This is a genomic window from Dokdonella soli (genome assembly GCF_039523175.1).
Classification (GTDB): domain Bacteria; phylum Pseudomonadota; class Gammaproteobacteria; order Xanthomonadales; family Rhodanobacteraceae; genus Dokdonella_A; species Dokdonella_A soli.
The window spans coordinates 409197-421672 of record NZ_BAAAEU010000006.1 but is presented as its reverse complement, the minus strand read 5'-3'; the positions used below and the strand labels follow the sequence as shown (position 1 = coordinate 421672).

The following is a 12476-nucleotide window of genomic DNA, read 5'->3' as shown; positions in this document are numbered from 1 at the left end:
CGTCCCAACTCGATCAGCGCGCGAAATTCAGCTCGACGCCCATGCCGGCTGGATCGGTCAGGAAGACCTGCACCTGCCCGATCATGGGCACCTCGTCGATTTCGTAGGCGATGCCGGCCGCCTCGAGTCGACGAATCGATTCCGCGCGGTCGACTCCGGTGAATGCGACATGGTCGAGCCAGCCGGTGCGCGCGGCCGGCGTCGCGGTGTTCGTCGCGACATCTGCGTCCGCCGGGATGATCGTGAGATGCAGCAGGTCGCGGTCTCCGGCATACAGCCAGTATCCGCGCGACCGAAACGGCGGGCGCGGTCCTTCGCACAGACCTATCACCTCGCAGTAGAACGCGCGCAGGCGTTCGATCATGTCCTCGGGGGCGCGGAAATTGATGTGGTTCAGTCCGCCGATCGCCTTGGTCATGGCGCTCGTACCGGCGCGCGTTCGTCATGCACGGAAGGCTTCAGCGTTTCCTCGAAATAGTCCGCGATCAGCGCGTAGACGTGCTTCTTCAGCGCCGGCGTCGACAGCCCGTGCTTGGCGCCTGGATAGGTCATCAGACGGAACTGCGTGCCCTGTTGCTGCAGCGCGGCCATCAGTTTCGTCGAGTTCGCGAACAGCACGTTGTCATCGGCCATGCCATGCACAAGCAGCAGCTTGTCCGACTTCAATCCGTCGATCCAGTGCAGCACACCTGAAAGTTCATAGCCCTGCGCGTTGTGCTGCGGCGTGTCAAGATAGCGTTCGGTGTAGTGCGTGTCGTACAGCGTCCAGTCGGTGACCGGCGCGACCGCGACGCCGGCCGCGATCTGCTCGCCCGCCTTCGCGAGCAGCATCAGTGTCTGGTAGCCGCCGTAGCTCCAGCCGAACACGCCGATGTGTTTCGCATCGACCCATGGCTGCGCTTTCAACCAGGCGATGCCGGCCAGCTGGTCGGCGATTTCGGCGTTGCCGAGCTGCTGGAAGATTGCATCCGAAAACTTGCGCCCGCGCCGTGGCGAGCCGCGATTGTCCATCGCGAACACGACATAGCCGTGCTCGGCCATGTACTGCTCGAAATGATTGCCCCAGTTGCGCTTGACGTACTGGCTGCCCGGTCCGCCGTAGTAGGTCATGAACACGGGATATTTTTTGTGAGAAGTGCGGCCATGGATGGCCGCGGCTGGATCTTCCGAAGCCGAAACGTCGCCAAGTTGCTGCGACGATCCCAATGGCGGCGATCCCGGACGGATCGCATCCATATCGCGCGGCTTGTAGACGCGGTAATGCAGCTCCTGTCCGTCCTCGCTCTTGAGCGTGCCATAGGACGGCGCGACCAGGTTGTCGCGATACGTCCAGTACGGATGGCCAGGCTTCAATTCGTTGTGTTCGACCCAGGCGATACGGCTGCCGTCGGCCTTGCGCAACGACACCTGCGGCGGCGTGGCCGGATCGGAATACGTGTCGATCCAGGCCGCGGCCTGCTCGCCGAACTCCGCGTCGTGCCAGCCTTCGCCGGCGCTGATGCGGGTCGGCTTGTCCGCGTCCGCGCCGTCGAGGCGCGTCACATAGACCTGCTGTTGCAGCGGATCGTCGCGGTTCGATGCGAAGTACGCCTTCCCATTCTTCTCGTCGAGCGCGAGCAGCTTGTCGACCTCCCAGTCGCCGCGGGTCAGCGCGCGTCGCAGTCCGCCGTCGAGCCCGTACACATACAGATGCTTGTAGCCGTCTCGCTCGGAAGCCCAGACGAACGCATCCTCGTGCTTCAGGAAACGCAGGTCGTCATGGAGATTGATCCAGGTGCGGCTGGTCTCGGTCAGCAAGAGCTGCTGGCGCAGCGTGCCGACCTCGACCGCGATCAGATCGAGCCGGCGCTGGTCACGGCTCTCGCGCTGAAAGCTGACCCGCTTCGCGTCGGGCAGCCAGTCGACGCGCGCGAGGTAGATGTCCGCGTCCGCGCCGAGGTCGATCCATTGCGTGCGACCGCCCTTCGCGCCGACGAGGCCAAGCTTCACGGCGACGTTCGGGCGTCCCGCGGCCGGATAGCGCTGGCTGATCGTCTCGCTGCGGTCCGCGTAGACCTCGGTGCGCTTGACCTCGTCGACGCCGGACTCGTCGTAGCGCTCATAGGCGATCGCGGAATCATCCGGCGCCCACCAGTAACCGGTTGCGCGCGCCATCTCCTCCTGCGCGACGAACTCGGCCTCGCCGTTGTGGATCGGCCCCTTGCCGTCGCGTGTGAGCTGGTAGTTGCGATGCCGCGCGAGATCGATTGTGTAGAGGTTCTGCCGGCTGACGAATGACACATAGCCGCCGCGTGGCGATACCTTCGCGTCGTTGACCTCGAAACCCTTGGGCGTCAGCGCGCGCAGTTCCTGGCCGGGTCTGGCGTCGAGGTCGTAGAGCCAGAGCCGCTCGCCGACACTGAACAGGAGCTTGCGGCTGTCCGGCGCCCAGCGGTACGCGACGATGCCCTTGAGCTGCGCGATGCGCTCGCGCTCGCGACGCGCCTTCTCCGCGTCGGACAACTCCTTCTGCTCGCCGATCGCGAGCGAATCGACGAGCCGTCGCGATTGTCCGCTGGCGACGTCGTATGCCCAGAGGTCGAGCTGGTTCTGATCGTCGGCGCGACCGCGCAGGAACGTGACCCGGCTGCCGTCCGGTGCGATCTTCAACGCACGCGGACTCGGCCCGTTCAGATCAGGGTCGGAAAAAATGCGTTCGATGGTCAGACGTTCAGCGTGCACGAGAGGGCTCAGCACCTGCAGGGCGGCGAGAAGGAGGAGGCGCATGGGAACTCCACAGGCAGGGCACGCATTACAGCGCAGCCCAGCGTCGCGGCCAAGCGCCCGGTGTTCCGCACCGTTTGCGTGATCGCCATCCCATCTTTCAGCCGATGCAAGCTTTTGTTCAGCCGCCATGCGGTGCAATGCACGCGCACACTCGCACTGCACGCAACGGGGATGAACCATGGATTCGAAAACATTACTGGGTGTTGCCGCCGGCGCCGCGCTCGCGATCGGTGGTATGGCGCTCGCACAACGTCATGCCGGCAACAACAACGGCACAGATCGCGCAGCCCCTGCGGCCGCTGTCCAGCCGGCGCCCGCGCTGCCGCCGCAACCCGTCGACGATGGCTATGCCGACGTGCGCAACGTGCGCCCGATCGTCGAGCAGGTCACGACACCGCGCAAGGTCTGCGACCAGGTCGCGGTCACGCATCGCGCGCCGGGCAGCGACAATCACGTGGTCGGCACGGTGGTCGGAGCCGCAGTCGGCGGCCTGCTCGGCAACCAGATCGGACGCGGCAACGGCCGCAAGGCGGCGACCGTCGCCGGCGCGGTCGGCGGTGGTTTCGTCGGCCACGAAGTCGGCGTGCAGCACGACGCGAACCGGACCACGACCAGCACCGAGACGCGCTGCCACACGGTCAACGACAGCAGCGACAAGGTCACCGGCTACGACGTGACTTACGAGTATCAGGGCCGCACGTACACCACGCGCATGGACCGCGATCCGGGCCCGCGACTGCAGGTGCAGCCAACGGTCACGCCGGTTGGCATGCCAGCGGCCGCACCGCCGCGCTGAGTGCGGCCGCGCGCGCAGCACTCCGTGGGAGTGGCAGCGGCCGCTCCCACAGCGTGTCGCGATGCATGCGTCACTCAAGCGACTGCACTGACGCCGAACAGGATGCGCTTCTCCTCGTCGCTCATCGGCTGACCCGCTGACGGATTGACTTCCGCACCCTTCGCGTACGCACGCTGCGTCGCCGGACGCGCCGCGATCGCGGCCTGCCAGCGCCGCACCCGCGCGAACGGCGTCAGGTCGAGCGGCGCCTTCGTGTACGGATTGATCCACGGATAGCAGGCCATGTCGGCGATGCTGTAATCGTCGCCGGCGATGAACGCGCGTCCGGCCAGTCGCCGGTCGAGCACGCCGAGCAGGCGCTGCACCTCCCTCGTGTAGCGCTCGATCGCATACGGAATCGGCTCCGGCGCGTACACGTTGAAGTGGCCGTACTGGCCGGTCATCGGTCCGAGCCCGCCCATCTGCCAGAACAGCCATTCGTTCACGACGATGCGGCCGCGAATATCCTGCGGGATGAAACGCTTCGTCTTGTTCGCGAGATAGAGCAGGATCGCGCCCGATTCGAAGGTACTGATCGGCGCGCCGCCATCGGCCGGCGCGTGATCGACGATCGCCGGCATCTTGTTGTTCGGTGAGATCGCGAGGTACTCCGGCTTGAATTGATCGCCCTTGCCGATGTCGACCGGTTTGGTCGTGTAGTCGAGATTCGTCTCTTCAAGGAACAGCGTGATCTTGTGGCCGTTCGGCGTGGGCCAGTAGTACAGGTCGATCATGGATGTCTCCGGTAGGTACAGCCAAGCATCGTTGGGGCAGCTCGCGCGTTCTCAACGATGCTCTGAAGACGTCATCCCGGCGAACGCCGGAAGCGCTTCACAACAGCGAAGCTGGTCATCCAGCGCCTTTGCGAGATGCTGAGGTCGCTGGATCCCGTGTCGTCGGCCATCCATGGCTTGCACGGAATGAGTTCATCCGGAACTCACTTGCCGATGCAGAACGACGAGAAGATTTCGCCGAGCAGGTCGTCGCTGCTGAATTCACCGGTGATCTCGCCGAGCGCATGCTGGACCTGGCGCAGCTCCTCGGCGGCGAGTTCGCCGGCGCGCTGGATCGTGAGTGCGTTCGAAGCCGCGGCGAGGCGGTCCCCCGCACGTTCAAGCGCGGCCACATGGCGCGCGCGTGCGGTGAACGCGCCGTCGGCCGACTCGCCGACGCCGGCGTGGCGCTTGAGTTCAGCGACGAGCAGGTCGAGCCCGTCACCGCTGCGCGCGGACAGCCAGAGGTGCATCGTGTCGTCGTGCCTCTGCGCGCGGGGTTCGCTGTACACGAGATCGATCTTGTTGTGCACGACGACACGCGCGGCGCGCGGTGGAAGATCGGCGAGCAGCGCGAGATCCGCCTCCGCTCGCACATCATCGCTGACCAGCACGGCGAGATCGGCGCGCTCAAGTTCGGCGCGCGCGCGACGGATGCCCTCACGTTCGACCACGTCGCCGGCCTCGCGCAGGCCGGCAGTGTCGACCAAGGTCAGCGCGATGCCATCGAGGTCGATCGTCTCGCGCAGCACATCTCGCGTGGTGCCGGCGATCTCGGTCACGATCGCGCGTTCGCTGGCCGCGAGCGCATTCAGCAGACTTGACTTGCCGACGTTCGGGCGACCGACGATGACCGCGTGCAGGCCGTCGGCGAGCCGCACGCCGCGACGTGCGGCCGCCTGCAGGTCGCCGAGCTTCGCGCGCAACGCATCGAGATCGACACCCAGCTGCGGCGCGGCGAGGAAATCGATTTCCTCCTCGGGAAAATCGATCGCGGCCTCGATCCAGACGCGCAGGCGCACGACACCAGCGGTCAGCTCGCGCACGCGTTCGGAGAACACACCATCGAGGCTGCGTTGCGCCGCGCGTGCGGCGGCTTCGGAGCCGCTCGCGATCAGGTCGGCGACCGCTTCGGCCTGGGCGAGATCGAGCTTGCCGTTGAGGAATGCGCGTTCGGAGAATTCACCGGGCCGCGCGTGGCGCGCGCCGAGTTCGACGACTCGCGCGAGCAGCAGGCGCAGCACGACCGGACTGCCGTGCGTTTGCAGTTCGAGCACGTCCTCGCCGGTGTACGAGTGCGGCGCCGGAAACCAGAGCAGCAGGCCGCGATCGATGACCGCCTCGTCGCGATCACGGAAGGCGGCGTAGCGCGCGTGGCGCGGCTGCGGTTCGCGGCCGAGCACGGTCCGCGCGATCGATCCCGCGAGCGCGCCGGAGACGCGCAGCACGCCGACACCGCCCGCGCCGGGCGCGGTCGCCACGGCTGCGATCGTGTCGGCGCGCGCGTTCACGGCATCAGGCTTTGGCGGTCTCGCCGGCGTCGATGCGTCGGGTGATGATCCACTGCTGCAGCAGACCGAGGCCGCCGTTGACGACGTAATAGAGGACGAGGCCGGCCGGGAAGAACGCGAACAGTACCGAGAACACGAGCGGCATGATCTTCATCATCTTGGCCTGGGTCGGGTCCATGCCCGCGGTCGGCGTCAGGTACTGCGTCGCGATCATCACCGCAGCGTTCAGCACCGGCAGCACGAAGTACGGATCCGGCGCGGTCAGGTTCTGGATCCAGCCCACGAACGGCGCCTGGCGCAGTTCGACGCTCTCGAGCAGCACCCAGTACAACGCGAAGAACACCGGGATCTGCACGACCATCGGCAGGCAGCCGGCGAGCGGATTCACTTTCTCCTTCTGGTACAGCTCCATCATCGCCGTGTTCATCTTCTGGCGATCGTCGCCGTAGCGCTCCTTGAGCGCGGCGATGCGCGGCTGCAGCTTGCGCATTTTCGCGCCGGAGCGGAACTGCGTTTCGCTGAGCTTGAAGAAGGCGGCCTTGATCAGCAGCACGAGCAGGATGATCGCGAGGCCCCAGTTGCCGGTCAGCTTGTGCAATTGCGCGAGCAGCCAGTGCAGCGGCTCCGCGATCACGGTGAAGATGCCGTAGTCGACGGTCAGCGACAGCCCGGGCGCGACCTGGTCGAGCGTGCCCTGCAGTTTCGGACCGATGTACAGACGCGCGCTGTCGGTTTTCGTTTCACCGGGCGCGACCGTGATCGGCGGTGACTGCGTGCGGATCAGGTAGCGCCGGATGTCCTCGCCCTGTCTTGCCTTGGCCAGATACGTCTTGGTCACGTACTGGTCGGTCTCGCCGGCGAGCGGAATCCATGCCGCGAAGAAGTAGTGCTGCAGCAACGCGGCCCAGCCACCGTTGAAGCTCTTGTCCAGCGGTTCCTTCTCGAAGTGGTCGAATTTCAGTTTCTGGAACTTGTCGGCCGTGCTGTACCACGCGGCCCCGGCGAAGCTGTAGCGCTCGGTGTTGCTGTAGCCCTTGAGGCCGGCGGTGTCGACGATCGGCGGCACGCGCTGCAGCTGGCGGTACGCGTTGCCGCTCCAGCTCGCGCTGCCCTTGTTCTCGATTTCCTGGCGCTGCTCGATCACGTAGCTGGCGCGCTTGAACACGAACACCTTGCGCACCGTGAGGCCGGATGCATCGGTCCAGATCAGCGGCACGTCGAGCGTGTCGGTGCCGGCGGCGAGCGTGTAGTCGTTCTTCTCGGCGGTGAACAGCGATTGATGGTCCGGCGCGGCGCCATTCGCGCTGACCAGGCCGCTCTGTGCCTCGAAGAAGGTCGCGTCACGGCTGTCGAGCAGGCGCACCGGATGCGCGAGATCCTTCGGCTGCTGCGGATACGCGAGCAGGTCGGCGACGACCACGCTGGCGCCGGCCGGATCGATCTCGACGCGCAGCACGTCGGTAGTGACCACGACATGTGCGGCCGTCGACGCACTCGTCGAGAGCGGTGGTGCCGCGGCGGCGGCGGTCGTCGTCGTAACGCTCGCGGTCGGTACATCCGCGCCATTCGCGGCTGCCGGCGAGCCCGCCGATGGCGAGGTTTCCGACACGGACCCCGCCGCCGGGGCCGGCGCGTGGTTGTAGTCCTCCTGCCACTGCATCCAGAGCAGGTAGCCGATGAACAGCAGGGCGATCAGAAGCAGGTTGCGTGGGGTCGTCATGACAGGATCGAAAGGCGCGAGGAGTACGGCGCCGGCGGACCGCGGCCGGTCGCGCGTGCTGCACGTGGCGGTAGCGATGCCCGGGGCGGATGGACGCCGCGCGAACGCTGCGCGGTGCTGGATCAGGCGCGCATTGTGCCGACGCCCTCGGCGCCGTTCAATGTCGCGATGCGTTGCCAGAGACGGACGAGCTCTGCGCGCAGGCTGGCATTGTCCTCCTGGTCGGCGCTGAATCGCGCCACCAGCAGGATGTCGACGGCGGGAAGTCCGTCGCGCGTATGGCGGAAACTGTCGCGAGCGATGCGCTTGATGCGGTTGCGGCGCACCGCCTTCTTCGAGACGCGCTTGGAGACCGCGAGGCCGAGGCGCGCGCCGCCGAGTTCGTTGGCGGCGACTTCGGCGCTGAAATGACGGGTGCCGACGCGCCGGCTGACGGTGCGCAGCCGCGCGAAATCCTTCGGGGTCAGCAGGCGCGCCGCACGCGGGAACGGGGCGGGCGCCATTGCGGTGTCAAACGTGGCGGTCAGACCGCGAGACGCTTGCGACCCTTGGCGCGACGCGCGTTGATGACGGCACGGCCGCCACGGGTCTTCATGCGCGCACGGAAACCGTGGTCGCGCGCACGCTTGAGGTTGCTCGGCTGATAGGTGCGCTTGGTGGCCATGAGCGTAACGTCGGTATCGGGGGAAAAGGGCGCGGATGGTAGGGTCCGGATGCCGGCATGTCAAGCCGCGAGAGGCCCGCGGCGGGGTCGTCAAGCCTGCGCTGGCGTTCGTTCCGATCCCCTCGGCACAACGCCGGGACGGAATGAAAACCTGTGGGCAGAGCGGCTTCGGACGTCGCCGCCGATAGCCCGGCAGGCAAAGCGCGCCCTGCGGTGGGCTCGGTGCAAACGTCCGTGCATAACCTGTGGACAGTATCGCGACGCTGCTAGACTTCCGCTTCTGCCCGGCGCATCGAAGTGTCCCCCTGCGCGATGCCGGCTTCCTGGAATTGTACCCACGCATGAGCGAACTTTGGCGCCGCTGCCTTTCCCGCCTCGAGGCGGAATTCAGCGCGGAGGATATTCATACCTATCTGGCACCCCTGCAGGCGGGCGAGGACGAATCGGGCTTCATCCTGTGGGCGCCGAACGCGTACACGATGGAGACCGTGCGCGAGCGCTTTCTCGACCGCATTCTCGCAGTGCTCGAACATCTCGCTGGCGGCGCGGTCGCAGTGGATGTGCAGGTTGGCACACGCAGCAACTTGCGCGCGACACCCAAGGCGCCCGCGCGCGCCAAGGCACCCGAACGAACGGTTGCCGAATCGAACATCGATCCGAACTACACGTTCGAGAATTTCGTTGAGGGCAAGTCGAACCAGCTCGGCAAGGCCGCCGCGACCCAGGTCGCGATGAATCCAGGCCGCGCCTACAACCCCCTGTTGCTGTACGGCGGCACCGGACTGGGCAAGACGCATCTGATGCACGCGGCCGGCAACCTGATGCGCGCGAACAAGCCCGACGTGAAGGTGCTGTACCTGCGTTCGGAGCAGTTCGTCAGCGGCATGGTGCGCGCGCTGCAGCAGAAGGGCATGGACGAGTTCAAGCGGCGCTTCCGCACGGTCGATGCCCTGCTGATCGACGACATCCAGTTCTTCGCCGGCAAGAACACCACGCAGGAGGAGTTCTTCCATACCTTCAACGCGCTGTTCGAGGGCAAGCAGCAGATCATCCTGACCTGCGATCGCTATCCGAAGGAAGTCGACAACCTCGAACCGCGCTTGAAGTCGCGCCTCGGCTGGGGTCTTTCGGTCGCTATCGAGCCGCCGGATTTCGAGACCCGCGCCGCAATCGTGCTGGCCAAAGCGCAAGCGAAGGGCGTCGACTTGCCGGAAGAAGTCGCGGTGCTGATGGCCAAGCGCATGCGCTCGAATGTGCGAGATCTCGAGGGCGCATTGAACACGCTGGTCGCGCGTGCAAACTTCGAGGGCCGGCGCATCGGCCTGGAGTTCGCGCAGGAAACCCTGCGCGACCTGCTGACCGTGCACGCGCAGGCGATCACGATGCCCAACATCCAGAGGATAGTGGCAGACTACTTCCAGCTGCGTCTGGCGGACCTGCTCTCGAAGAAGCGCAGCCGCTCGATCGCGCGGCCGCGGCAGATGGCGATGGCACTGGCCAAGGAATTGACTGAGCACAGCCTGCCCGAGATTGGCGATGCGTTCGGCGGTCGCGACCACACGACCGTGCTGCACGCGTGCCGGACCATCCGCGACCTGCGCGAGACCGACGGCAAGCTGCGTCAGGACTGGGAAAAGCTGGTACGGACGTTGACCGAATAGGGGATACGCGCCTGGCCCGGCCGGGCGAAGGGCAACCGCATCGAAAAGCTGTGGACAAGCTGTGCGGAGCGCGTGGCGCGATTATTATCCACAGATGACCCACAAGCGGCGACCGGGTTTCTCCCGCAGAAGATAAGCGTATAGCCCGTTGATTAATAAAGACATTTTGCGCTTTTTGCGGTTCTCCACAGACACAGCAACAACCAAACGTTCCACATAAACAAAACCAAAGACAGGACCGGCAGACCATGCGATTCAGCATTCAGCGCGAAGCATTCCTGAAACGCCTGCAACAGGTTGTCGGCGTGGTTGAACGCCGCCAGACCTTGCCGGTGCTGGCCAATCTGCTCGTGGTCGTCGACACAACCGGCGTTTCGCTGACTGGAACCGACCTCGAAGTCGAGATGGTCGCTCGCACCGAAGCGGACGACCTGGATTCCGGTGAAGTCACGATCCCCGCGCGCAAGCTGTTCGATATCTGCCGCGCATTGCCGGACGGCTGCCGGATCAAACTCGAACAGAGCGGCGAACGGGTAACCGTGAGCGCTGGTCGCAGCCGGTTCACGTTGGCGACCCTGCCGGCCACGGAATTCCCGGTGATCGAGAATATCGAGCTGGTTGAGCGTGTGACCTTGCCGGAAGCGACGCTGAAGGAGCTGATGGATCGCACCGGCTTCGCGATGGCGCACCAGGACGTTCGCTACTACCTAAACGGGATGCTGCTGGATCTGCGCGAGCACGTTCTGCGCTGTGTCGCGACCGACGGCCATCGGCTCGCGCTGGCCGAGACACGTATCGACACCAAGGTGTCTACGCCGCGTCAGGTCATCGTGCCGCGCAAGGGTGTGGTCGAACTGCAGGGACTGTTCGAACCGGGAGAGGGGACGGTCGAGCTCGAATTTGCGCGCAATCACCTGCGCGTGCGCCGCGGTGGTGTGACCTTTACCTCGAAGCTGATCGATGGCCGCTTCCCCGACTACGAGGCGGTGATTCCGATCGGCGCCGACAAGGAAGTCCGCGTGCAGCGTGACGACGTGCGCGCGGCTTTGCAGCGTGCAGCGATCCTGTCGAACGAGAAGTACCGCGGCGTCAAGCTCGAGGTCGGCCCGAACCGGCTGCGCATCGTCGCGCACAATCCCGAGCAGGAAGAGGCCATCGAGGAAGTCGAGGCAAAAACCGGCGTGGCCGAGCTCAGTGTCGGCTTCAACGTGAACTACCTGCTCGATGCGCTGGGGGCGCTTGGCGGTGACGAGGTGCTGTTGTGTCTGCGCGATGGTCAATCGAGCTGCCTGGTGCGCAAGCCCGAATCCGAAGACACGCGCCACGTGATCATGCCTCTGCGGCTCTGAAGGGCTTCGCGATCCGGCGCAGCGGCGCCGACCTCCTTACAGCGCAAGGGTGAACCCGCTGTGGAGCTGCGTCGCCTGCGCATCCAGAATCTGCGGTTGATCGAGCAGCTGGAGCTCGAGCTTGCATCCGGCTGGAACCTGTTCCTCGGCACGAACGGTGCCGGCAAGACGAGCCTGCTCGAGGCGGCCTTCCTGTTGTCGCACGGTCGCTCGTTCCGAGTGGGCGGCCAGGATGCGCTGGTCCGGCACGGCAGTTCCGGTTATTCGGTGTACGGCGAACTCGAGACCGCGTCGTCCGCGATCGAGCGCGTCGGGCTAGCCCGAAACGGCGGGCGGCTGGTCGCCCGGCTGGCCGGAGAGTCGATCGCGGCCGCCGAACTCATGCGGCATACCGCGGTGCTCTGTTTCGAGCCGGGTTCGCACGAACTCATTTCCGGACCCTCCGAGGAACGCCGACGCTTCCTCGACTGGGGTGTGTTCCACGTGGAACATGATTTCCTGCTGCACTGGCGGCGCTACCAGCGCGCGTTGAAGCAACGCAATGCACTGCTGCGCGGCGACGCCTCGGGGGCGGATCTCGATGTCTGGGACCAGGAGCTTGCGCGGGCCGCCGAACCACTGACCATGATGCGCCGCGACTACTTCGATGCGCTGCGGCCGATCCTGGCCGGTCTGTTGCGCGATCTGTTGGCCGAGCTCGGCGAACCGCAGCTCGCTTTCCATCCTGGTTTCGAAGCGGAGCGCCCGTTGGCCGAAGTGCTGGCGGCGCGGCGCGCCCGGGATCTTGCACGCGGGCACACCAGCGCCGGACCGCATCGGGCGGACTGGTCGATCGGCTTCGAGACCGCGCCGCGCCGCGAACACCTGTCGCGCGGGCAGGAAAAGCTCTGTGCGTTCGCGTGCGTGATGGCACAGGCGCACCTGTTTGCGCAGCGCGCGGGCGAGTATCCGGTTGTCTGTCTCGATGATCTCGCTTCCGAGGTCGACCAGGCGCATCAGCGCATGATGGTCGCAACGGTGGCTGCGAGCGGCGCGCAGGTGCTCGCGACAGGAACCGAGGAGCCTGCAGCGTTGGCGGCCCTGGGCGTTTCCGCCAAAAGGTTCCACGTGGAACAAGGTCGAGCGGCCGCACTGCTATAATTGGCTGATTCCAGCCTGTTTTGGCCTATTCAGCGCGGCGCGACGCCGTGCCCGGAG

The 12476-nt window shown here is 65.8% G+C and carries 11 protein-coding genes; 4 read left to right on the top strand and 7 right to left on the bottom strand.

What is annotated here, in order from left to right:
• Positions 1–13: 13 nt before the first annotated feature.
• Both ABD002_RS07545 and ABD002_RS07540 read right to left on the bottom strand, forming a co-directional pair.
• Positions 14–418, bottom strand: a complete 405-nt coding sequence (locus tag ABD002_RS07545) for a VOC family protein (protein WP_343788912.1) — start codon at positions 416–418, stop codon at positions 14–16.
• Entirely contained in the window at positions 415–2766 is a 2352-nt protein-coding gene (locus ABD002_RS07540) for a S9 family peptidase (protein WP_343788909.1), read from the bottom strand. Before ABD002_RS07540 ends, ABD002_RS07545 begins: the two co-directional genes overlap by 4 nt.
• A 178-nt stretch (positions 2767–2944) precedes the next feature.
• On the opposite strand from ABD002_RS07540, the gene ABD002_RS07535 reads away from it, so the two are divergent.
• On the top strand, positions 2945–3562 hold the full coding sequence (locus tag ABD002_RS07535) for a glycine zipper 2TM domain-containing protein (protein WP_343788906.1): 618 nt from the start codon (positions 2945–2947) through the stop codon (positions 3560–3562).
• Between the two features lie 74 nt (positions 3563–3636).
• Here ABD002_RS07535 and ABD002_RS07530 read toward each other — a convergent pair whose 3' ends face one another.
• The 5 genes from ABD002_RS07530 to rpmH all read right to left on the bottom strand — a co-directional run bounded on the left by ABD002_RS07530 (position 3637) and on the right by rpmH (position 8269).
• The gene (locus ABD002_RS07530; protein WP_343788903.1) at positions 3637–4335 is read right to left on the bottom strand and encodes a glutathione S-transferase N-terminal domain-containing protein; all 699 of its coding nucleotides are present in this window, start codon (positions 4333–4335) and stop codon (positions 3637–3639) included.
• 203 nt (positions 4336–4538) lie between these two features.
• A complete protein-coding gene (mnmE, locus tag ABD002_RS07525) occupies positions 4539–5885 on the bottom strand; it encodes a tRNA uridine-5-carboxymethylaminomethyl(34) synthesis GTPase MnmE (RefSeq protein WP_343788900.1) in 1347 nt (448 codons plus the stop codon).
• A gap of 4 nt (positions 5886–5889) precedes the next feature.
• A complete protein-coding gene (gene yidC, locus ABD002_RS07520; RefSeq protein ID WP_343788897.1) occupies positions 5890–7605 on the bottom strand; it encodes a membrane protein insertase YidC in 1716 nt (571 codons plus the stop codon).
• 122 nt (positions 7606–7727) lie between these two features.
• Entirely contained in the window at positions 7728–8108 is a 381-nt protein-coding gene (gene rnpA, locus ABD002_RS07515) for a ribonuclease P protein component (protein ID WP_343788894.1), read from the bottom strand.
• A 20-nt stretch (positions 8109–8128) separates the two neighbouring features.
• Positions 8129–8269 carry a 50S ribosomal protein L34 gene (gene rpmH / locus ABD002_RS07510; protein WP_343788891.1) on the bottom strand — a complete coding sequence of 47 codons (141 nt, stop codon included), beginning with the start codon at positions 8267–8269 and terminating at the stop codon, positions 8129–8131.
• Positions 8270–8610: 341 nt separating this feature from the next.
• Between rpmH and dnaA the strand changes: the two genes are divergently transcribed.
• The 3 genes from dnaA to recF all read left to right on the top strand — a co-directional run bounded on the left by dnaA (position 8611) and on the right by recF (position 12419).
• Entirely contained in the window at positions 8611–9930 is a 1320-nt protein-coding gene (gene dnaA, locus ABD002_RS07505) for a chromosomal replication initiator protein DnaA (RefSeq protein ID WP_343788888.1), read from the top strand.
• A 248-nt stretch (positions 9931–10178) separates the two neighbouring features.
• A complete protein-coding gene (gene dnaN, locus ABD002_RS07500; protein WP_343788886.1) occupies positions 10179–11279 on the top strand; it encodes a DNA polymerase III subunit beta in 1101 nt (366 codons plus the stop codon).
• Between the two features lie 60 nt (positions 11280–11339).
• The gene (gene recF, locus ABD002_RS07495) at positions 11340–12419 is read left to right on the top strand and encodes a DNA replication/repair protein RecF (RefSeq protein ID WP_343788883.1); all 1080 of its coding nucleotides are present in this window, start codon (positions 11340–11342) and stop codon (positions 12417–12419) included.
• The last annotated feature ends 57 nt before the right edge of the window (positions 12420–12476 follow it).

What these genes read in the sequence shown, in the direction of transcription:
- ABD002_RS07530 (WP_343788903.1), bottom strand. Translation starts at nt 4,335, where the DNA reads ATGATCGACCTGTACTACTGGCCCACGCCGAACGGCCACAAGATCACG.
- ABD002_RS07540 (WP_343788909.1), bottom strand. Translation starts at nt 2,766, where the DNA reads ATGCGCCTCCTCCTTCTCGCCGCCCTGCAGGTGCTGAGCCCTCTCGTG.
- ABD002_RS07535 (WP_343788906.1), top strand. Translation starts at nt 2,945, where the DNA reads ATGGATTCGAAAACATTACTGGGTGTTGCCGCCGGCGCCGCGCTCGCG.
- rpmH (WP_343788891.1), bottom strand. Translation starts at nt 8,269, where the DNA reads ATGGCCACCAAGCGCACCTATCAGCCGAGCAACCTCAAGCGTGCGCGC.
- ABD002_RS07545 (WP_343788912.1), bottom strand. Translation starts at nt 418, where the DNA reads ATGACCAAGGCGATCGGCGGACTGAACCACATCAATTTCCGCGCCCCC.
- dnaN (WP_343788886.1), top strand. Translation starts at nt 10,179, where the DNA reads ATGCGATTCAGCATTCAGCGCGAAGCATTCCTGAAACGCCTGCAACAG.
- yidC (WP_343788897.1), bottom strand. Translation starts at nt 7,605, where the DNA reads ATGACGACCCCACGCAACCTGCTTCTGATCGCCCTGCTGTTCATCGGC.
- rnpA (WP_343788894.1), bottom strand. Translation starts at nt 8,108, where the DNA reads ATGGCGCCCGCCCCGTTCCCGCGTGCGGCGCGCCTGCTGACCCCGAAG.
- dnaA (WP_343788888.1), top strand. Translation starts at nt 8,611, where the DNA reads ATGAGCGAACTTTGGCGCCGCTGCCTTTCCCGCCTCGAGGCGGAATTC.